The organism is Subtercola boreus, from assembly GCF_006716115.1.
Taxonomy (GTDB): domain Bacteria; phylum Actinomycetota; class Actinomycetes; order Actinomycetales; family Microbacteriaceae; genus Subtercola; species Subtercola boreus.
The window spans coordinates 3900068-3919896 of the sequence record NZ_VFOO01000001.1; the positions used below are offsets into that span (position 1 = coordinate 3900068).

Consider the following 19829-nt stretch of genomic DNA (forward strand, 5'->3'; position numbering starts at 1 on the left):
ACCCGGGCTCGATTGGCGCGCCGTCTCAGGGTGCCGTAAAGTATCCCCCGGTACCGTGTCCGAGCGGCCGAAGGTGCAACTCTCGAAAAGTTGTGTGCTTGAAAGAGCACCGTGGGTTCAAATCCCACCGGTACCGCCAACCAAGACCCCCTGACTTTCCAGCAAACAAGCGGAAGTCAGGGGGTTTTTGCATTCCCGCTGACCTGATCCGGCAACGTATTGGCAACATCCGATGAGTTCTTCGCGTGATCGAGCGCCGTCGCAACAGCATCAAGATCGTCGTCAAACAGGTCTGCGTAGGTATCCAGGGTCATTGCTGCAGACGCGTGGCCGAGCATTCTTTGCACCGCCTTCACGTTCGCGCCGGCGCTGATCGCAAGGGAAGCGGCCGTGTGCCTGAGGTCATGCACAGTCACCCGATCGAAGGACTCATCTTGGGCCTGAGTCCGCTTGACCGCAGCGGTGAACCAGCCGCGCAATGAGTGCGGAAGGTGCATGTAGTTGACGCCGTCTCCGAAGATGAGTTGCGTCCGATCTTTCCCCTCGCAAAGGCGCGCTAATGGATTGGACAGGAAGGCCGGGTACGGAACGGATCTCGAGAGGTGAGACTTTGGCGTCCCCACGATGATCTTGCCGCTAACTCCTACCGCGTTCTCCGACACCTGAGCACGCCGCCTGAGGGTGTCGAGGTCGCCGACACGAAGTGCTGTCGCCTCGCCCCACCTGAGGCCCGTGTAGGCAAGGAACAGGACCATGGTGCTGTTCTCTCGTGCGTTGTCGGCCAACGCTTGCACCTGGTCGTGAGAGAGGTATACCCGCTTCTTGCCGGTCTTGCGAGGGAGGTTAACCCCTCGTGCAGCGTTTGCGGTGACCCGCCGATCGCGGACTGCTACGTCGAGGATTCCAGCGAGGACTCCGTACGCTCTCAGCACAGTCGTCGCACCCTTGGCCCGGCTCATCTCAGACACCCATGTCTGAATCTGACTGTGCCGGATCTCACCGACGGACCTCGCGCCCCAGACAGGTTCGACGTACAGCCGCCACGCGATTTCGACCGGTCGATAGGAAGAGGCCTTGAGCTGCGTTTGTGAGGCGAGCCATTCGGCGCCCAATTGGGAAACGGTGGAGCGGGCGGCAGCAGCGTCGATGAACTCGCCGCGGTTCTTTGCGTTCTCCACCGAGTGTAGGAACTGCTCCGCTTCACGCTTCGTCTTAAAACCGCGCTTCTGAGCCTGAGCGTGATCAGGCTTCCGGTAGAGCACTCGGTATCGTTTGCCCGCGGCCGACTCATACGGATAAACGCTCCCCATCAGATTGCGGTCTCGTGTGCTTCTGCTGGATCCCATCCCACTGCGGCAAGAGTGCGCCGAGCATCGGAGTTGTTCAAGAGTTCCTGCCAAGACGTCGCATAGGCCTGGATCCCGTCGAATAGCGCAAGTGATTCAAATATCACGGACTGAGGCACCCGGGCGCCGTCGCTGTTCGCCGCCCAAGCAGTGGGGTGCTCTGCGTATCGCCGAACTGCATGGACGTACTCGTCTCGAATCGCCCTCAGAGCGCGCATACTGTCGGCCATATCAAACAGCTCTTCCCCGAAAGTCCTGCCTGCCTCCTTGACGTTGTTTGCAAGGGACTCGGGGGAATCAGGGAATCGATCTGCCAGCGCCTCGACAGGAAGTCCAACCAGACTCGCGAGCTCGACGCCCTCCCCGACCGTGACTCGCCTTCTACCGTTCTCAATCTTGTAGACGGTCTGCTGGTGAAAGTCGTAGTTGCGCATAGACATGTGACGCGCAACATCGTCTTGGGTCAGCCCCTTGGCCTCACGAGCGACTCGAAACATCGAGGCGAAGGCTTCGTCGCCGCTTTCAAATATTCGTTCGCTGTCATTTGCCATGGGCCCACCCTAACCAACTTGGCGTGCGAAAAGCCATTCAGATAATTCTTTCTGGTGTTTTACCCCTCCAACAGACCCCACCTGTGCAAGACTTATGGTGTTAGAAATACCGATTCCGAACACCAGAATGGAGACCCGATGACAATCCCGCTCACTTCGCGACTTATCGCGGATCAGCCCGAGTACCTTTCGCCCGACGAAGCAGCCGCGATGATCCCTGGGATGACCAAAGGCGCACTCGCCGGCTTGCGATTCACCGGCAAGGGTCCGAAGTATCGCAAGCCGACTGCGAGAACAGTCATCTACGAGAAATCCGAAGTCATCGAATGGATCGAAGCAAGTGCCAGGCGTGGGACCGCTCAGGACGCCGTCGCCTAAGCGCCATCGTGACCAATTTCGGCCGAGCTGACGCTGCGCTCGACTACAACTCCTTGACTTACCGGGACCAGACGGGAGAGCGCGCCATGCGCAACCTCGCCCCTGGCCAGTACCAAATCACTCACGAGAGCGGCTTGCGCTTCTGGATCGACGCAGATGAACTGCGGCCGCTCCTGAGCCAGTGCTACGTGACCGAATCCCGACGCAGCGGCTACCAGCGGCTGCACCTCAAGAAAAATGCCCCCGAATCTGCGTCAACAGACCGAGGGCAGCAATCCCAACCGAACACTCACGAACCGAAGGAATGACAAGATGTCAACCACTATTCTCGCACACCGCCCCACCGTGCAACTCGTCAAATACGTTCCCGTGGCCGAGTTCGAAGGAAAGATCTACAAGAACGGCCAGGCAATCGGCGAGTCACTGTGGACGCGCTCCTACGATGCTGATGGGCTCGAGTTCGAACACACTGTCGCGGATGAGACAGCAAAGGCCCTCCTGCGCGGATGGGTGGGTGACAGCATCACTGACGATGCCGGCACCCACGTCTTCGACGGAAGATACTCGGCTGAGGAGGTGGTCGAGATTGATGGGGAACGTATGGTGCGCCTGCAGTTGTGGGGCTGGTATCCCTGCCCCGACTTCGAATGGTGCGTCGGACACCAGGCGCACGGCAGCGTACTTCCGCTCACGGAGCTTGTGCACGAGCGCCGCCTCGGTGTCATCCAAGATCTAGGCTTCGCTCCCACTGCCTGCCAGCAGAGCGGGGTGGAGGCTTGGGTGCAGCAGGAGGGCGAGACGGGCACTCCCTTTCTGGGCGTGGACATCACGGTCGATCGAAGCTTCGCGCTCGAAGACATCGCACCGTTCGTAGCAAGTCTTCGCTCGGTCGCCGACAAGCTCGAACGAATGAAGTCGGCCGTCTCCCTGGCGGGCATCGGCGCCGATCTCGCGACGATCTAGAGGCACCTCGACAACAGCCCCAGCAGCGGGCGCAAAGGCACTCCATCCGGGGTGCCTTTTGTCGTACCCCGGGCAACAACTTCACAGAGGTAGAAAGGCCAAGAATGGCTGACGCAAGACTCAATTCTCAATGGCTCAACCATCCGCGGTTCGATGACCTGTCTGATGCTGCCTGGCGAGTGTTCACGGGCGCTCTCATGTGGTCCAACGGCCGAGGCACTGACGGTCATGTTCCCACCCGCTACGTGCGTCTACTGCACCCTGACGGGCCGCAAGCCGACGCCTGCAAAGAGATCGAAGAGGCTGGTCTTTGGGAGACGGCCGTGGACGGCTATGTCCTTTTTGGATGGGCCGGTGACCTCGGTCAGTCGACCGCGGCGCAGGTGGAGCAGACGAAGGAGAACAATCGGCAGCGTCAACAGCGTTTCCGAGATGAGCAAGCCAAGCGGGCATCTGAAATCACTCCGAAGTCTCGCCCTGTGGGTGACGTAACGCGTTACGGAACACGTGATGAAACGGCATACGTAGGACAGGACAGTGATAGGACAGGCTCAAGTTCAAAGCCGGTCTCGAAGCACCCCAAGCCGCCGCCTGTCAGCGATGAAGAGTTCGACAGGTTCTGGGATCACTATCCGCGCAAACAGGCTAAAGCCGTCGCGCGAACGGCCTTCTTGAAAGCTCGAAAGACAACGTCGCTCGAAGTGCTGCTGAACGGCTCGCAGTCATACGCGCTCATGAGCATCGGCACCGATAAGTCGTATCTCAAACTTCCTGCCGGCTGGCTGAACGATCGCCGTTGGGAGGACGAAAGCCTTCCAACCGTCCCATCGCGACAGACGCCTGAGCGATACACGCAAACATTCGCCCCAAGCCAGGGAGCGATCACCCTCGATGAGACGTACTGCCCCAAACATGCGGGCTACCCCATCACGCCATATCGACCCTGCGCAGCGTGCGCTGAAGTTCCTGAAGGGAATCCATTTTGAGAGACAACAGTGAGATCGACCGCGGCGTGCGCTGCGAAAGCCACGTCGGCGAAGCCTTTCCTCCCCGATGCCGCGACTGTGTAGAGCTATCAGCCGATAACGCGTCTGCTGCGGCACCCGTGGTGCCCCTACACGAGTGGGACTGCTCAAACGGAATCCACAAGCCCGACGTCGGCGGATGGTGCGTTCTCTGTGGCGCTGGGGGTGCAGCATGAGCCTCCTCACCAGCGCGCAGACGCAGGAGATCGTCGTGAAGCTTGTGCAAGCCCACCTCGAACACACCGCCGGCAACATGTTCCACGAGCTCGTCACCGAGTGCGTCGGAGAGACCCCATTTGAGACGCTGCAAAACGTTTCCAGTGTCGCGACGGCGGCCATCATCCACATCAGCTACATCCTGACCATCCCAGGGGGGCAGGGGACGGCCGATGCCCTCCACATCCTCTCAATGGCACCTATGTGGGCTGCCCTCAACGACATAGAGCAGGAGATGCCGCGTGAGTGACAATCGACAGACCGGCCTCGGGCCGACGAAACGCGTGCCGTGGATTCCGCTCACCGACACCGAGATCACCCGGGCGAAACAACGGGCCATGCTCGCCGTGGACGTCGACCAGGCGTTGACGTGGCACCAGACGATGCTCGACCTCATCGCCGAGGAACTGGACGACCAGGACTTCACCACCAGGCGAATGACTGCGCTCACGATCTCCAACCGTGAACGGAAACGAGCGCAGGCCCGACTGCACTACAAGTTCGACCCGAGACGCCGCAAAGCGAAGCTCATTTCCGCCGACATCGCTGCACTGCGCGCGAAGATGGAGAACCAGGCCAAGCTCTGGCGCGAACGATTCACACCCGAGGTCATCGCAGCCACCGCAGCCGCCGTCGAGCGCCCCGCAACACCCAAGCCGAGGGTTCGCCCGTCTACGCGTAAAGCCCCCGTTAGGCGGGAGCCTATGGATGAGCCAGCCGTATTCACCCGGACACTCGACGGCATCGACCCGATCGACATCCGCATGATCAAGGCCGATACCAGACTCGACCTCGAGAGCGCCACCGACGAGATGGTGAAATCCGCCTACCTCGCCAAGGGCACGCCGGCCGATGTGGCCGACCAGTACGTCGCCCTCCTGAACGGGGCGAAGTCATGACTGCGTTTCGCGTACCTGCGCGTCACGCGCGCGCGAGCAGCGTGAAGGCGAATGTTCACTGCCCGATCTTCATGTACACGCGTAGCGCGCGCGAGGTTCCCAAAAGGGCTTGTACTGAGACAAGCGGACCGTTTGGCCGGGTTTTGCAGTACACGCGTGTCACGCGGGCGCGCGCGCATGGTCTCGACCGGTCGACTGGTCGATTGAGTGCATTGACTGGTCAGCATCAACTCATCGGGGGTGTCTGGTGAGCGAGTTGGACGACTTGTTGCGTGGGGAGGTGGCGGAGTATGTCCGTCAGTTGTTGTTGCGTCAGGCGATTCAGCTTCAGAAGAGTGGGCGACCGGTTCATGAGGAGATTGTGAACCCGGTGGCTGCTGCGTTGAAAGTGGCTTCGGGACGGCCGATAAGCGGGTCCGTGGTGTCTTCGTTTGTACGGGCCAGACCAGAACCGAGTGGGACGGCGTGGATCACAGCGCAGGCTGCTGCGTTGAGCATCCATCGGTCTGACCGTCAAGTAAGGCGGATGGCTGCTAGCGGCGAGATCATCGCCCGCCGAGTTGGTGGCCACTCGTGGCAGATCGATCCTGAGTCGCTTAGGAACGTGCAGGCAAGGAAGCTGACGGCTCCGATCGAATAGGTGCCCTGCCCCGGGTGAGTTGGGCACACCCGGGGCGGACCGTCCGTTTGCGGACGCCCCCTCTGCAGAGTGTGGGAAGCGGCATGTGGCCGCGCATTCTGACTTGGAGAACCGCATGACCGACTCGAACCCCACCCCTGCCCCTGAAGATGTGACCCAAGCGGACGTCGATGCAGCAGAAGCCGCAGCGAACGCCGCAACCGCTCTCGTTGCCGAGCTCGAGGGCCGAGTCATTGAAGGCGATGAGACGGTAACGCCCGACGACATCACCGCCCAGGAAGGCCGGTCTCGCTTCGCCCGTCTGTTCGTGGAGGGTGTTCGGCGTAGGGCCGAAGAGTCGAAGGTCGCGCGCCGTCTCAAGGCGCTCGAAGGACTGCGGGAGGAGATCGAGCTTTACGCGACCGGCAGCGGTCTTGAGTTCGCGACGTTGCTCCGCGCGGTCAAGTCGGCCGAGGAGGCCTTCACCTCGGCCGTGCAGAACCACAACGAGAATGTTCGCGGGTGGTATGTCAAGGCCGAACGGCTTGGCGCTTCCGTCACAGATGGTCGGCCGATGCCGCCGGCAGAAGACGGACGACTCGCGCTCGGGCGCAAGGTCGGAGATCTGCATGTGGGACGCCGTTGGCTCTCCCACGTGGACGAGGTGCAGTTCCTTGAGACCTCCCGAACCACTTCCTCCCCCGACGCTCTGTTCTCGGAAATTGAGGCGATCGATTCTGAAGTCCCAGAGTCCAACGCCTCGTACTTCTATCGCGGCAGTGGCGGTGCAGTGATCGCAATGGATCACCCGGCGAACGCTGATGAGATCGCGAACGGTGCGCTGGTGCAGATCTCGCGGAAGGACGCGTGGGGCGAGTGAGCGTCGTGCAAAAGAACGAGGTATGGCTGAAGGATGCCAGCCCGCAGCAGATCAGTGACGCGTACGACAATGGCGAGCTCGACTTCGCTACAGGTACGGTGCGGAACGCCGCGGGCCGGCCGATCACTGAGCCACCTATGGCTGACGCGGACTACGCCGCGGAGCTCGGCATTACGGTCGAGGAGTACGGGCACATCAACAGCCTCGATGTGATCGAGAAGATTGTCGCCCATCACGAGAAGTTCGGTTTCCAATGACGACCGAGGGCCCCACCACTGTTGCGACCATCCAGGGCATCCTCGACATGGACCGTTCGCGGTGGATTGCTGCGATCGCGGCGACCCGTGAGGATGCGCAGTCGCTTGAGCAGATCCGGCCGACTGTCCGGGTGGACGCGAACGTTTCCGAGGCTCTCGCGGCGATCGAGTCCGTCCGTGCCGCTGAGGCTGGTCTTGGGGGGAACTCCACCGGCATTGCTGTTGGCGGGTCGGGGCCGTCCGCGGCGGATGTTGCTGCGACTGCGGCGCAGACCGCTGCGGAACGCCGCCACACGGACGCGGCACGCGACTCCGCCGTGGCTGAAGTTGCTTTGGATGCCGCGCAGGAAGCGTCCACGAACTCTGCTCTCGAAGAGGCAGCAGCGCAGGAGACCGTCGCGAGGGCGACGAACCGTGCGAACACGGCGCACGCCACGAACGGTTCCCGTATCGGCAACATCGTCCTCGCGGTCGCCGCTCTTCTCCCTATGGCGGTCCCTCTCGCCGCTGGTGCGATCAGTATCGCTGGTGCTCTCGGAATGATGGGCGCCGCTGGTGTTCTTGCCATCGCGGGCATCAAGGCTCAGATGCAGCAGGGCACCGCGGCGGGCGCGGAATACACGACCGGTCTTGGTCGTCTGAAGAGCATGCTCTCCACGCTCACCGCCACCGGCGCTGTCGCGATGATCGACAACTTCCGGTACTCGGTCGAGATCGCCAACGCGTCCATGCCGACCCTGACCCGGGAGACCGCAATCTTCGCGGGCCTCGCCGGTCACGCCGGCAACCAGCTGTTCCAGGGCGTCCTCACGTCCATCCGCATCATGGAACCGCTCCTCGTCACCGCAGGGCAGTACGTCGATGCTCTCGCGGTGAAGTTCAACCTGTGGACGTCAGACGGTGGGCTCGAAAAGTTCACCGGCTACGCACTCGCCACCCTCCCGACCGTTGAGAGGGTGCTTGAGGCGGTCAGCGGCGCTGTTCTCCACATCCTTGAAGCACTCGCCCCCATGGGTGGTGTTGGGCTCACCGTCCTTACTGCGGTATCCAATGTCATCAGCCTTATCCCCGTGGATGTTCTCGGCGCCCTCATCACCGCGATCGTCTGGGGAACCGTCGCGTTCAAGGCGTGGGCGTTCATCGTCCCCATGATCGAGGGCATCAAGCTCTCCCTCGCCTCTCTCGGCACCACCGCCGAAGTGTCCCTCGGTCCGATCGGCTGGATCATTGCCGGCGTCACCGCCCTCGCGGCAGTGTTCGTCTCCGTTGCGGCCTCGCAGCAGCAGGCAACGGAAATGCAGCAGGGTTACACGCAGGCCGTAACTGCTGACACCGGCGTGATTGGTGACAACATTCGCGCTCACGCGGCGAAGCAGTTGCAGGATGCTGGTGCGTTCGATATCGCCCAGAAGATGGGCATTTCCCTCGCGCTCGTGACGGACGCGACGCTGGGCAATACTGCTGCGCAGCGCGAGTTCAACGACGCAATCAACCAGCAGAAAGCGCCACTGCAGGCGATGATCGATAACAGCGATACCCTCACGGGTGCGCAGTGGGCTCAGTACGACGCAATCAACAGCCTCTCCGGCTCTGTCTACTCCAACAATGGTGCGATCGCCGACTCGATCAAGTTCTACAACCAGAACCAAGAGGCCATCGGGGGCGCAACGATCGCAACGAGAGAGCAGAAGTCTGCACTCGAAGCCAGCGCCGCGGCGGCGGGCGTCTCCGTGGCCGCGTACCTGTCGGTCCTCAACGGGCAGACGGACATGAAGTTGCAGACCGACAAGACCACCGCGTCGATGTACCTGCAGAACGATGCTGCGGGGCTTCTGAAGCAGTCCCTCGACCTCCTCAACGGGAAGTCGATCTCCGCAGCTCAGGCGCAGAACCAGTTCGACTCGCAGATCGCGAACATGTCCACTCATGTGAACGCGGCCGGCAATGAAATCAACCGGGCTGACACTCTCATTGACGGCTACACGGCGTCGGCGGTGAAGAACCGTGGGGAGCTCATCAACCTCACGTCTGCGGCGCAGGCGAACGCTCAGGCGTTCCGTGACAACGGCGGATCCGCTGAAGAGACGAAGAAAAAGCTCGAGGACATGAAGCAGTCGATCATCGACAACGCTGTGGCCCACGGTGAGGATGCAAGCCAGGTTCAGGGGTTCCTCGACAAGATCTTCCAGATTCCTGCGGAGATCCCACCGACGAAGCTCGACGTCGACACTGCGGCAGCGCAGGTGAAGATCGATGCGTTCAATGCTGCACTCGCTATCGCGAAGGCGAACCCGGTCATCAACGTCACGATGACGACTGATCAGATCACCAACAAGGTCACGAAGGACCAGGCAGACTTCGTTCCCGGCAACGGGTCGCTCCTGCAGAAGGCCTCTGGTGGCACTGTCGGTGGTTCGGGTTCATCCTCGGTCGATTCGCAACCGCACCTCCTCGCACCAGGTGAGGAGGTTGTCTCCAACCAGCAGGGGCAGGCGTCAAGGTATCGGTCGATCCTGAAGCAGATCAACGCCGGCCAAGCGCCGACGCTGCCTTCGATGGGTGCTGCTGGGACACTCCCGGGTTCCAGCGGGATGCAGGCGCAGGCGTCACAGGCGGGGGCAATAGATCAGAGCAGGGTCTACAACAACACCTTCAACGTTACGGGTGTCTCAGACCCGCATGAGGCCGCTGTCATCGCACGCGACATGATGAACCACGAAGCTAGAATGCACTCCGCGAACTAGAGCTGCTCGAAAAGATCGTCGGGCAGACCTAAAAATATGGGGCTTCTAACTTCGCCCATAAAAAGAGCCCCACACCACTGATGGGTATGCGGTGTGGGGCTCTTGACTGTTCCGGTGAAACTACTGCGAAGGCGAGTAATTGCCCAGTATCCAACCAGACACCTCGGATAGTCTGCCTCTCCAGAGTCCGTCCCTGAGGACTTCTGACCCGTTCTCGACCTGCGCGTTCATCAGGTGGATGTAATTGCGCCGAAAATTGGGCAGGTTAGCGTCTTCACGTCCCTTCGCGAAGGCCTGAGCCGCAGTTTCCCGTCTCTCCCACAGCTGTGTCAGCCCTTCAGCCACCACGGTTGAAGATGGTGCGATCAAATCCGCAAGTCGCTTCTGGAATTCGGGTCGGGTAATCATAAGTCCAGACACCACAGTGCCTGCGAAGCTGAGAGTGATGCCCACAGACGCTCCGACATGCTCATCGTTCAGCCCGAGGAACACATTCATCAGGTCCTCGAGGATGAGGTCATGCGGGCTGAGTTCTTCTCTTGTGGGCTTATCCGGATCCACGTTGATGTCGTACTTTTCGGTTGATTCTTCAAGAGTGTCCGGTTGGTCTGACATGAGTTGATTCCCCTTCGTGATTGACGCCGCAAGCGTAGCCGCACTTGATCGCTAGGGGGTGACACAGTAACGCGCGAGTCACACCCCCCCCCGTTGTGGGGACTGCGCGACTTTGCGTAAAGCGGTCACACTGGGCTGCTGAGATTTGGCAACCGAAGTGCTCTTCCGGGGGGAAACAAATGGGGCGGGATTGGATAAGACTTCGAGTCATCTTCCTTGCGGTTGCAGGACTCTTCGGGCTGACGCTGTTTGCGGTCACGACTCTCCAGTTGTCTGTGGATGGTCACACTTTCACGGTTCTCGCGGCCGCGGTGATAGTCGCAGGGGCTCTCACTGCCTACTGGGCAATCTCGTTCCGCTCCTACATTCGTAAGTCTGAGTTGCCAAGTAAACACTTGCGTGAGTCTCCGTCGCAGATTCCGCTCGATGAAGTTGAGAAGTTGGCTTCATCGGATGGCACGATGGTCATTGAGGGGCAGCACGTGCTTCTTTACGTGGGCTGTTTGGTAACACCAAAGCAGCACTTTTCCCGAATTTCAGAACATGTTGAGTCCTATCACCGGTCGATACTGGTTCGATCAACGTTCAATCTGAAAATGCAGGGCGCCGAGTTCACTCAATCGAAATCTGACTCCACAAGCCAGTTGGCCCTACTGATTCCCCTGCTTCTGCCGAAGAAGGGATCCCTTCAGGACGGATTGAAAATAACGGACGGAAACGGCAAGCGAATTCCGACAGTCGACTCCCATAGTCAGTATGTCTATGCAGCAGCCGTTTTACGCTTCCTTGTAGGGCTCATGTCGACTGTCGCGCTTGATGAATACCTAGGCAACGGCAGACGGTTAGAGAACCGCGTGTGGGCAGTCATCGTGGCCGACAAGCCAAGCACCAAAGAAGTTGACGAACTGGTGCAAGATCTCTCACGACTTCCGGTGGACCCGCACCTTGAAGTTCTGATGAAGTTGTTTGTAGGCGTAATTCAAGAACTGGCCAATTTTCATCCCATTTCGATTGCCGTACCCGTCGCTGTGGCCTCGGAAGTCAAGTGGCCGGCGTCGACCCGATACGTCCTCGAGCGTCGCTTCATTCCAGAGACTGAGCCGCCGCCCGACAACAACATTGGACGGATCCAAAGGTCGTTGTTCTTTGACAGCGTCCGGCTCGCGTTTGGTGTACGGATCAATCGAATTTATTTCCCGCTGACTTCCGCGTATCGGACTCGTAGCTACCATCTCGAGGTGGAGGGTCGGGACGGCACTTTCTTTGCAGGAGAAGAGTTCATCGCGCCACATTTGGAACCTGGCGAAAAGCTTCAATTCGGGGGTGGACGTCAGCCGCGTCAAGGTCAAAGGCGCTCTCACGTTTACATGAAGAGCGTCACGGGGAAGAGCGGGATGTACTACGCCGCCAGGTTCTTCGAAAGGGCTCCGGGTAGTTTCGCTGGCCTCACGATCGCGTCGATCGTTTCAACAACTGTTGTTGCGGTGCTTTGGGCGGTTCATGCAACCGACTTGGCGACGGAGGGAACTTTTCAAACGAGTGGGTTTATTCCAGCGTTGTTGACTGTCCCAATTGCTATGTCGGCCTTCCTTGGGCTGGATTCGGATAATTCGAAGCGTCATCCGAGTCTGGCCAGCAGAGTCGTTTCCTTCGGGGTGATCGTAATTAGCTTGGGTGCATTCGTTGTGTCCCTGCTTGAATCTGGGGAGATTGACGTGCCGACCATCGTGTGGCACTCGTTGCTGTGGGCAAGTGTTGCGGTGACGCTCGGTTCGCTCTTAAGTTGGACACTTAGGCTTGCCGTAGAAAATCACTTCGTTCGTGAACAAAACGGGTAGATAATGGCTATCAACGGAGGTATAACTCGTGGCTATTAGGGTTTATGAGTACAGCGAGAACGTCCCAACCCAATTCAAGTGGGGTCTCGGCTCAAGGGTGAGCGGCGCTGAAGGTTCCACCGGTCAAGATTTCTCGGAGTCTGACTGGGATAGTTTCGAGGCAATAGTCCAGGCCGACGCGCAGCGAAGCCAGTCGCCGACGGTGAGACAGCTGGACGCCCCTACTAACTAACGTAGCTGTTCGAAGCCATCGTTGGCGGGCCAAGGTCGGCCTTCGTCCGGCTGCCATCAAGGTCGCGGGACATCTCCCGCGTCCACACCATTCCGGGTTCCTCTCTCGAGCGTCCCGGCCGACTAGGTTGCACCATAGACGAGCGCACCGACAGCGGGCTACGTTCACCGTATGGACGAGTTAATATGCATGGTCAACCAGTGCGGTGAACCGCCCACCAGCAAGCTCATTGTGAATACATCCGGCTTGCAGATGGTCTATATCGTCTGCTCAGAACATGACCATGCCATTCGCGCTGGGGCGATGACAGCAGAACCCACTGAGCCGACCCGCGGTCTCGTCGGGCCTGCTCAGTAGGCTGTGGCGCATGTACCTCAACGCGGCTGAATGGACCGACAGTCTTAGCTCAGTGCCTGGGGCATTTATCGGCGCGATCGTCGGCGGGAGTATCGGCGCTCTCGTAGCCTGGCGGTCATTCGCAGCCCAGCGGAGAGCCTTCGCTAGTGACAGGGCCCAGGAGCTTGCGGAACGCGCCGAGGAAAAGTCGAAGCAGGACTACAACACTCTTAGCAAGACCAACAATGATCGTCAGGCCGCAAGGCGAGATGTTCGCTGGGGCGTTATGGAGCGCCTGCATGAGCGTATAGATGCGATGGTGCTCGCAGTCATCGACGGGGATGAATCGGCGATGGACTCGGCCCGGCTCCGATTCAACATCGACGGGCGGCGGTGGGCGCTTTCATGGACGGGGGAGGACAGCGACATCGCCCAGAACTTCGTGCGTCAGGAAGTGGCAGAGTTCTGGCGGCAGACACGCGTCTACGCACGGTTGCCTGAGGGCCGGCGGCGCGCCGAAGCTCGCACCCAGCTACTTCTGCAGATGCAGGCTCTCGATGAGCGGCTATGGGTATGGCACGCTAGCGACGGCGTGAGAACCGGAATCCTCATGATGAATTGGGAGGACTACGCCGCGAACCACCTAGAGGAGCGACCCTACGTAGTCGATGATCCGGATAGCGAGCCGAAGTGGGGTAATGACTACCAGCCCCCGACTCGGAGCCGTCAACCTCGAAACGGCACCTGAACTTTCCTCGTTGGCGTGTTGTCGCGAACAAAGCCTCTCAGTATTGACGGTTACGCTGCCTCCATGCCACGTCGAGAGCTCGCAGTCAGGCAAGGTCAGATCTGGGCGTACCGCGAGAGCGCGGAATCGCCCCTGGTGCCGGCCCATATCGTCAACCAGCCCACTCACTACGAGGGCGAGATCATAATCCGACTCGTCAACTCCCCGGAGCGAGGACTCATCACCACGGTGGCGCAGTTCTCGTACCCTTGGCTCGATTGCCGTGTGTCAGCAAATATGAATACCGCTCGACGCACAGCACCATGCCGTGTTCGAAACCTTCACGAGCTATTCGGTGTTTCTCATCATCGCTTCTAGACTTCCCATCGCGTTACTGAGCCGTGCTCCTGCACGCTGCGATCGGTAGGCACGTGTCATCTCGGTGGTGGAGTGGCCAACGATTTGCCTGATGATGTCTTCCGGCATCCCGGACTCGTACATCAGATCGACGGCGGAGTGACGGCCGTCGTGCAGGCGCATGTCCGGGACGCCCGCCGCAACCAGTAGGGCGTGCCATTTGCGGGACTGGACGCCCGGGTCAATCGGAGCTCCGTTCTTCTCATGCCAGACCAGCCCGTGCGGGTTCGGACCCTCGTCTGCAGAGATGTGGTCGTTCATCAGTGCCTTGAGTGGTTCGATGAGAGGAATGAGTCGCGCGCCCGCAACGGACTTTGGACGGGTCAGCCAGAAGCCTCCCTGCAGGTAACGGCACTCCCAATCAGCCGGCGCAACGACGCGACGCGACGAGCAGTCGGTGCCGCGGATTCGTCCACACGTGTCGCCACAGCCATGCTGCCAGGGGAGGCGCTGAAGCTGCCACGAGACCTCCAAGAAGTCAGAGACTCGAGAATGTTCGAGCCCCAGGAGTTCGCCCTGTCTGGCGCCCGTGAGGAGGACGGCGACCCACAGCGATTCGAGCGGGTCACCCGTCGCCGCGGCAATGACCCGCCGGCACTGCTCGACCGTTAGGGCGCTGTTCCGATTGATAGCACGACGGGGAGAGTCCACCAGTTCGGCGACGTTCCGGGGAATGATCTCCTCGCGCACGGCGTACTTCAGCGCGACCGACAGGATCCGGTACGCCTGAGCTGACGTTGTGGACGAACGGCCGTCCGAAATGATCGCCGCGTCAAGGCCTCGGACATCCGACGGCTTCAGCGCCACAAGGGGAATGTCTCCGATGTGCGGCACGATCTGCTTCGTTATGACGGTCCGGTAGGTGGCGGCGGTCTTCGGCCGTATCTTGCGGGTTGCGATGGTCCTGAACCACTCATCGAGCCACTCCGCGACCGTAGGATGACCGACCGACCGTCTCGCCAGGTCGTATGCCTCTGCGGCCAACTTGGACTCGACCAAAAGACCCCCTAGCTTCGCGCGTACGACAGCCTCTGACTTGGACCTAGCGGCCCGACGTCGACGTTTGCCGTCGGACGAGCGTATAGAAACGACCGCGTTCCACCTGCCCTGCCCGTCCCGATAAACCGATCCGGATCCATACTCCCGACGCGGGATAGAGGCCGGTTCGAACGTGTCTGCCTGATCCCATGGGACTTTCAACCGGGTGGGCGGGATCCACTCAGTCTGGCCCTCGAACTCATCGGTAACGAACTCGACCTTCACTCGTTCTGGCAACCTTCGACCGAGCGTGTGGACAATCACCTCGACTGCTCCTCGCTTCGAATCGAAGTAGACCCACCGCTCGCCAACGGTCAGGTCAGCAATCGTCACCATCGGGGGCGATTCTTAACCATGGCGGGGTGATCTCTCGGACTGGATAGCGCCGCCGTAGCCACCCAAACTGAGATGTAGCGCGCCTCGGACGTGACTATCGCAAATACGAAGCGAGGCTCGGTTACCCGGAAGCCGATCACGACCCGAGGCTCTTCATCAGGTCTGTTCAGCGCGGGGCACTTGCCGCCGTCCATGTGATCGAACCTAGCAGACGCGCCAAAGCAGCTTTGGCAACAGAATGGCAACAAGTGGCGCAAATCGAGCCCAATCATCGGCCTATCCAGATGGGCGGAAATTGGGCTAGATGATGGGATTAGATGAGGTTCGTGCGTGAGAGTTGGGACCGGATTGGGGTTCAAATCCCACCGGTACCGCCATCAGAAAGCCCCCTGAATCCCTGTAAAAACGCGGATCCAGGGGGCTTTTACTGTGTCAGGCGAGCGTAGCTCCCAACAAAAACCCAGCACTTGCTTTTCCACGGGCAAATGTCGGTGACTCATCGTCGAGCCGACGAGTGCAGGGATGGCCTCATCGAGCAGGGGCAGGTTCTGGTCGGCGATATCGACGACCTCGTGCCGTGCCGCGGTGCGGTTCGCGGCTTGCTCGTTCACCAGGTGACCTGATCGAGGAGAGGGGCGGACCGATCGACCCGCCCCGGGGGTCTGGTGGTGCTACCTGCCTTCGGCTTCGCGAGAGACGGGCGCCCACTCGGCCCACTCGGCGAGGCGCTGCCGGTATGGCCCGAGCCCTGCTCGCGCATAAGAGGGAGCACCGCCTGGGTGACGTTGAAGACGCCGAACAGGTTCGTCTCCAGCTGGTCGTGGAGCTGCTGCTGTGTGATCTCCTCGACGGTGCCGAAGAGTCCGTAGCCAGCGTTGTTGATCACGACGTCGAGCCGACCAAAGGTGTCGTGCGCGGCCTTCACTGCCGCGTTCACTTGGGCGCGGTCGGTTACATCGAGCCGCAGCGGCAGAACGGCGTCGCCGTACTTCTCGCCCAGGTCGCTCAGGGGCTCATGATGCTCCTCCAGTGCGTGACGTCTCTCTGACGGCACAGACCTGCAGGGATATGACGGTACGACCGTCGATCAGATCGCCGCCGCCGCGGGCATGTCCAAGCGCACATTCTTCCGGTACTTCCCGTCGAAGGATGACCTCGTGATCGGTAAGTACGACCTCTTCGCTGATCGAATGGCCGAAGCGTTCGACGAGCGACCAGTGGACGAGCCGGTGTGGTGCAGCGCGTCCAGCAACTCCTGATCGGCCGCGTCGCGAGCTACCTCGATGACGCAATGTCGACGATTCATGTGGGGCGCGGCCCAAGCGCCTAGTGGCAGGAATTCGAGGCTGGGTTGGTGGTGGTTCGGTTGGTCATGATCTGGTCGACTGGGCGCTCGGGATGGCTGGTAGTTTGGGAGTTCGAGTACTAAGACGGGATTGGGGACACTCAATGGCGGAGGTTCGCGGGGTGTCGCTCGGTCCGATTCAGGTTCCCCGGGCATCCGATGTGCTCGCCACCACTCTTCGGGAACAGATTCTCAGCGGGCAGTTCGCCCAGGGCGAGGCCCTGCCGAGTGAGCGCGAGTTGATCGAGTACACGCAGATGAGCCGCACGACGGTGCGCGAGGCACTGCGGATGCTGGAGTCCCAAGGGTTTGTCGAGATGCGCACGGGCCGATCAGGAGGTCCGTTTGCGCGGCGCCCTGGCTCGCAAGCAGTCGAACAGTCGGTGAGATTCGCCATCCAGGGCGAACAGACGAGTGAGACGCGCCTACGCGAGACGCGGCAGGGTGTCGAACCGGCCTGCGCCGGGCTGGCCGCCAAGTACCGCACCGACGAAGATCTGGTGCGCATCGATGCGGCGACGGCAGCTGTCGATGTAGCGGCAGCAAGCGGATCGGCCGAAGCCTTCGTGCTCGCCAAGCTGGAGTGGCACCTCGCCGTCTCAGTGGCAAGCCACAACAGTCTTCTCATCGGTTTTTTCAAGGCGCTGGCGACCTCGATCCATGAGATGGCCGACGCCGGCACGCTCACCGACGATCTCATCGCCCAAACGGCAGCCCACCACGGTCCAGTTGTCGAAGCGATCCGGGCGCAGGATGTTGCGGCTGCCGAAAGCTTCATGCGGTCCCACATCATGGCAGATCGCCACACCTGATCTGCAAGAAACGCTCGACGTTTATCGAGTTCAAAGTGATAATGGTTAGACCAAATAAGACGAAGAGGTCCCATGGTCACCACCAGTTCCCCCACCAGCGAACGCCCTGTCGGCGCCGATGCGATAGCTCGGCTGCTCCGCCCGAGACGCATCGCGATGGTCGGTGCGAGTGATGGCAACCTCTTCTCGAGGCGGGCGTTCGCCCAGTACGAACGGATCGCGGAGCAGCCGATCGCCATCGTGAATCCACGGAGCCCGATCGTGCACGGCGTCGAGACAGTCGCCCGGTGCCAGGACGTGGAAGGGGGAATAGACCTCGCGCTGATGCTCACTCCGCAGCGGTTCACCATCGCCAGCCTCAGGGATGCGGCCGAGGCTGGCGCCAGCGCAGCCGCGATCATGAGTCAGGGCTGGGCGGAGGAAGATGAAGACGGCCGGGTCAGGCAGGCGGAGCTGGTGGCCGTGGCCGAGCAGCTCGGAATCACCCTTCTCGGGCCCAACCACCTCGGCTTCGTCAACCTGTGGGACCGCTCGGCAGCGACGGCCCTCGGTTTGAACCTCCCAGCAGAACCCGGCGCGTTCGCGCTCGTGTCGCAGAGCGGTGCCGTCGGCTCGTCCCTCGTGGGCTATGCCTCACGTCACGACGTGAACTTCAGCTTCGTCGTCACCACCGGAAACGAGGCAATGGTGTCGATCGCGGATGTGGTCGACTACCTCGTCGACGACGAGCACACCAAGGCGATCGGTGTGTTCGCGGAGACGATCCGGAAACCGGCGACGTTCATCGCTGCTGCACGTCGCGCCGCAGAGCTCGGCAAAGCGATCGTCGTGCTGAAGGCCGGATCGAGCGAGCTGGCGGCGCGGACCGCCCAAGCCCACACGGGTGCCCTCGTCGGCGACGACCGGGTGATCGACGCCATGCTCCGCCAAGAGGGCGTGATCCGGGTGCGCACCCTGGAAGACCTTGTGACCATCGGCAACCTGTGTGCACACACCGGCCCCCTGAAGAAGAGCGGGGTCGCAGTGCTGTCGGTCTCGGGCGGCGCCTGCGACCTCATCGCCGACCGTGGCCAGGAGGTCGGGCTCGACCTGCCCGCCCTGTCCGCGTCGGCTTATTCGCGTCTCGCCGAGGTGCTGCCACCGTACGGGCATCCGCAGAACCCGCTTGACGTCACAGGTGGAGCGCTTGCGAAGCCGGAGGTGTGGCGGCGTGGCATCGAGGTGATGGCAGATGAACAGGAGATCGGGTTCGTTGGAATCGTGACGTCGCTGCCGACCTCCGGCGAGCCGCAGCGGGACATGACCTTCCAGGTCGTCGGTGAGGCGCTGAGGGAGACGGGGCTGGCCGGGGCGATCTTCCCCCAGCTCGACCAGGACCAGTCGGAGTATGTGCGCCAGGTCAAAGCCGCCTCGGGTATCGAGAACGTGCTGCCGAGTGTCGATCGTTTCACCGTTGCCGCTGCGGCACTCTCGCGCTGGTCGACGTGGTTGCGCGAACGTGTCGCGCCGGTGGGTGCTCATGAGGCGGATGCCACTTCGGCTCGGCTCGCCTCGTTGGTCCCGGGCGCCGCTGTCAGCGAGTACTCCGCACGGGGGATCGCGATCGCCGGGAACGTGCCATTGGTTCCCGCCAGCCTGGCGACCGACGCGGCCGAGGCGATTGCAGCGGCCCGCGACATCCAAGGCCCGGTCGTGCTGAAGATCTGTTCGGCCGAGGTCGCCCACAAGACCGAGCTGGGCGGAGTTCTGCTCGACGTTGCGGGTGACGACGCAGTCGGAGCAGGCTTCGAGGCTCTCACCGAACGGGCCCGGCAGGCGGGCGTGAACCTTGAGGGTGTGCTGGTGAGCCCGTTCAGAAAGGGCGGGATCGAACTGCTGGTGGGCGTCACGCGGGACCCTGACTGGGGGTTGGTTCTGGCCGTTGCATTCGGGGGTGCGCTGGTGGAACTTCTCGATGACAGTGCGCTTCGCCTGCTCCCGGTCTCGCGCGCCGAAGTGCTTCGGATGCTCGGTGAGTTGCGCGGATCGCGACTGCTGTCCGGGTTCCGCGGTTCAGACGCGGTCGATCTGGACCAGGTCGCAAACGCGGTCGTCGCGATCGCCGACACGGCGCTCGCGCTCGGGCCCGATCTGGAGTCGTTCGAGGTGAATCCCTTGCGGGTCTCCGCGGATGCAGTCGAGGGTCTGGACGTGCTGATCACGGTGCGAGCCTCATCGTGAGCCCCGCGACACCCGACTTGCTGGCACCACGGGGC

20 protein-coding genes and 1 tRNA gene are annotated in these 19829 nt (G+C 61.3%); 15 read left to right on the forward strand and 6 right to left on the reverse strand.

Annotated features, from left to right (window positions below; genetic code table 11):
- Nucleotides 1-49: 49 nt before the first annotated feature.
- Nucleotides 50-139, forward strand: a tRNA-Ser gene (locus tag FB464_RS18220).
- A gap of 37 nt (nt 140-176) precedes the next feature.
- On the opposite strand, the gene FB464_RS18225 is transcribed toward FB464_RS18220, so the two are convergent.
- Both FB464_RS18225 and FB464_RS18230 read right to left on the reverse strand, forming a co-directional pair.
- On the reverse strand, nt 177-1262 hold the full coding sequence (locus FB464_RS18225; protein WP_246093129.1) for a tyrosine-type recombinase/integrase: 1086 nt from the start codon (nt 1260-1262) through the stop codon (nt 177-179).
- A 47-nt stretch (nt 1263-1309) separates the two neighbouring features.
- Nucleotides 1310-1897, reverse strand: a complete 588-nt coding sequence (locus FB464_RS18230; RefSeq protein ID WP_116415773.1) for a helix-turn-helix transcriptional regulator — start codon at nt 1895-1897, stop codon at nt 1310-1312.
- Nucleotides 1898-2035: 138 nt separating this feature from the next.
- Here FB464_RS18230 and FB464_RS18235 point away from each other — a divergent pair, with 138 nt between their 5' ends.
- The 9 genes from FB464_RS18235 to FB464_RS18275 all read left to right on the forward strand — a co-directional run bounded on the left by FB464_RS18235 (nt 2036) and on the right by FB464_RS18275 (nt 9878).
- Nucleotides 2036-2275, forward strand: coding sequence for a helix-turn-helix transcriptional regulator (locus FB464_RS18235; protein ID WP_116415772.1), 240 nt, complete (start codon nt 2036-2038; stop codon nt 2273-2275).
- An 8-nt stretch (nt 2276-2283) separates the two neighbouring features.
- The gene (locus FB464_RS18240) at nt 2284-2583 is read left to right on the forward strand and encodes a hypothetical protein (protein ID WP_142206756.1); all 300 of its coding nucleotides are present in this window, start codon (nt 2284-2286) and stop codon (nt 2581-2583) included.
- Nucleotides 2584-2587: 4 nt separating this feature from the next.
- A complete protein-coding gene (locus tag FB464_RS18245) occupies nt 2588-3238 on the forward strand; it encodes a hypothetical protein (protein ID WP_116415771.1) in 651 nt (216 codons plus the stop codon).
- Nucleotides 3239-3342: 104 nt separating this feature from the next.
- Nucleotides 3343-4224 (forward strand): hypothetical protein, encoded by an 882-nt coding sequence (locus FB464_RS18250; protein WP_142206757.1) that lies wholly within the window; start codon nt 3343-3345, stop codon nt 4222-4224.
- Between the two features lie 211 nt (nt 4225-4435).
- Entirely contained in the window at nt 4436-4729 is a 294-nt protein-coding gene (locus tag FB464_RS18255) for a hypothetical protein (RefSeq protein WP_116415769.1), read from the forward strand.
- Complete coding sequence (locus FB464_RS18260; protein WP_116415768.1) at nt 4722-5378, forward strand: hypothetical protein; 657 nt, start codon at nt 4722-4724, stop codon at nt 5376-5378. The genes FB464_RS18255 and FB464_RS18260 overlap by 8 nt, the downstream gene beginning before the upstream one ends.
- Nucleotides 5379-6133: 755 nt before the next feature.
- The gene (locus tag FB464_RS18265) at nt 6134-6877 is read left to right on the forward strand and encodes a hypothetical protein (protein WP_116415767.1); all 744 of its coding nucleotides are present in this window, start codon (nt 6134-6136) and stop codon (nt 6875-6877) included.
- Nucleotides 6874-7134 carry a hypothetical protein gene (locus FB464_RS18270; RefSeq protein ID WP_142206758.1) on the forward strand — a complete coding sequence of 87 codons (261 nt, stop codon included), beginning with the start codon at nt 6874-6876 and terminating at the stop codon, nt 7132-7134. The genes FB464_RS18265 and FB464_RS18270 overlap by 4 nt, the downstream gene beginning before the upstream one ends.
- The gene (locus tag FB464_RS18275) at nt 7131-9878 is read left to right on the forward strand and encodes a hypothetical protein (RefSeq protein ID WP_116415765.1); all 2748 of its coding nucleotides are present in this window, start codon (nt 7131-7133) and stop codon (nt 9876-9878) included. Before FB464_RS18270 ends, FB464_RS18275 begins: the two co-directional genes overlap by 4 nt.
- A gap of 120 nt (nt 9879-9998) precedes the next feature.
- Here the strand turns inward: FB464_RS18275 and FB464_RS18280 are convergent, their stop codons facing one another.
- A complete protein-coding gene (locus tag FB464_RS18280; RefSeq protein ID WP_142206759.1) occupies nt 9999-10493 on the reverse strand; it encodes a hypothetical protein in 495 nt (164 codons plus the stop codon).
- 179 nt (nt 10494-10672) lie between these two features.
- Here FB464_RS18280 and FB464_RS18285 point away from each other — a divergent pair, with 179 nt between their 5' ends.
- Complete coding sequence (locus FB464_RS18285; protein WP_116415764.1) at nt 10673-12331, forward strand: hypothetical protein; 1659 nt, start codon at nt 10673-10675, stop codon at nt 12329-12331.
- 599 nt (nt 12332-12930) lie between these two features.
- Nucleotides 12931-13647, forward strand: coding sequence for a hypothetical protein (locus tag FB464_RS18290; RefSeq protein ID WP_116415763.1), 717 nt, complete (start codon nt 12931-12933; stop codon nt 13645-13647).
- 327 nt (nt 13648-13974) lie between these two features.
- Here the strand turns inward: FB464_RS18290 and FB464_RS18295 are convergent, their stop codons facing one another.
- From FB464_RS18295 to FB464_RS18305, 3 genes are all read right to left on the reverse strand, one after another.
- The gene (locus tag FB464_RS18295) at nt 13975-15417 is read right to left on the reverse strand and encodes a site-specific integrase (RefSeq protein ID WP_116415762.1); all 1443 of its coding nucleotides are present in this window, start codon (nt 15415-15417) and stop codon (nt 13975-13977) included.
- 377 nt (nt 15418-15794) lie between these two features.
- Nucleotides 15795-16028: a hypothetical protein gene (locus FB464_RS20040; protein WP_211327399.1), complete on the reverse strand. Its 234-nt coding sequence runs from the start codon at nt 16026-16028 to the stop codon at nt 15795-15797.
- Entirely contained in the window at nt 16025-16471 is a 447-nt protein-coding gene (locus tag FB464_RS18305) for an SDR family NAD(P)-dependent oxidoreductase (protein WP_246093130.1), read from the reverse strand. Before FB464_RS18305 ends, FB464_RS20040 begins: the two co-directional genes overlap by 4 nt.
- A 4-nt stretch (nt 16472-16475) precedes the next feature.
- Here FB464_RS18305 and FB464_RS18310 point away from each other — a divergent pair, with 4 nt between their 5' ends.
- From FB464_RS18310 to FB464_RS18320, 3 genes are all read left to right on the forward strand, one after another.
- On the forward strand, nt 16476-16676 hold the full coding sequence (locus FB464_RS18310; RefSeq protein ID WP_116415761.1) for a TetR family transcriptional regulator: 201 nt from the start codon (nt 16476-16478) through the stop codon (nt 16674-16676).
- Between the two features lie 208 nt (nt 16677-16884).
- Nucleotides 16885-17574: a FadR/GntR family transcriptional regulator gene (locus FB464_RS18315; protein ID WP_170151972.1), complete on the forward strand. Its 690-nt coding sequence runs from the start codon at nt 16885-16887 to the stop codon at nt 17572-17574.
- A gap of 72 nt (nt 17575-17646) precedes the next feature.
- The gene (locus tag FB464_RS18320; protein WP_211327398.1) at nt 17647-19794 is read left to right on the forward strand and encodes an acetate--CoA ligase family protein; all 2148 of its coding nucleotides are present in this window, start codon (nt 17647-17649) and stop codon (nt 19792-19794) included.
- Nucleotides 19795-19829: the final 35 nt, after the last annotated feature.

Coding starts and splice junctions, on each gene's coding strand:
- FB464_RS18230 (WP_116415773.1), bottom strand. CDS start 1,897: ATGGCAAATGACAGCGAACGAATATTTGAAAGCGGCGACGAAGCCTTC.
- FB464_RS18235 (WP_116415772.1), top strand. CDS start 2,036: ATGACAATCCCGCTCACTTCGCGACTTATCGCGGATCAGCCCGAGTAC.
- FB464_RS18245 (WP_116415771.1), top strand. CDS start 2,588: ATGTCAACCACTATTCTCGCACACCGCCCCACCGTGCAACTCGTCAAA.
- FB464_RS18250 (WP_142206757.1), top strand. CDS start 3,343: ATGGCTGACGCAAGACTCAATTCTCAATGGCTCAACCATCCGCGGTTC.
- FB464_RS18255 (WP_116415769.1), top strand. CDS start 4,436: ATGAGCCTCCTCACCAGCGCGCAGACGCAGGAGATCGTCGTGAAGCTT.
- FB464_RS18265 (WP_116415767.1), top strand. CDS start 6,134: ATGACCGACTCGAACCCCACCCCTGCCCCTGAAGATGTGACCCAAGCG.
- FB464_RS18275 (WP_116415765.1), top strand. CDS start 7,131: ATGACGACCGAGGGCCCCACCACTGTTGCGACCATCCAGGGCATCCTC.
- FB464_RS18280 (WP_142206759.1), bottom strand. CDS start 10,493: ATGTCAGACCAACCGGACACTCTTGAAGAATCAACCGAAAAGTACGAC.
- FB464_RS18285 (WP_116415764.1), top strand. CDS start 10,673: ATGGGGCGGGATTGGATAAGACTTCGAGTCATCTTCCTTGCGGTTGCA.
- FB464_RS18290 (WP_116415763.1), top strand. CDS start 12,931: ATGTACCTCAACGCGGCTGAATGGACCGACAGTCTTAGCTCAGTGCCT.
- FB464_RS18295 (WP_116415762.1), bottom strand. CDS start 15,417: ATGGTGACGATTGCTGACCTGACCGTTGGCGAGCGGTGGGTCTACTTC.
- FB464_RS18320 (WP_211327398.1), top strand. CDS start 17,647: ATGGTCACCACCAGTTCCCCCACCAGCGAACGCCCTGTCGGCGCCGAT.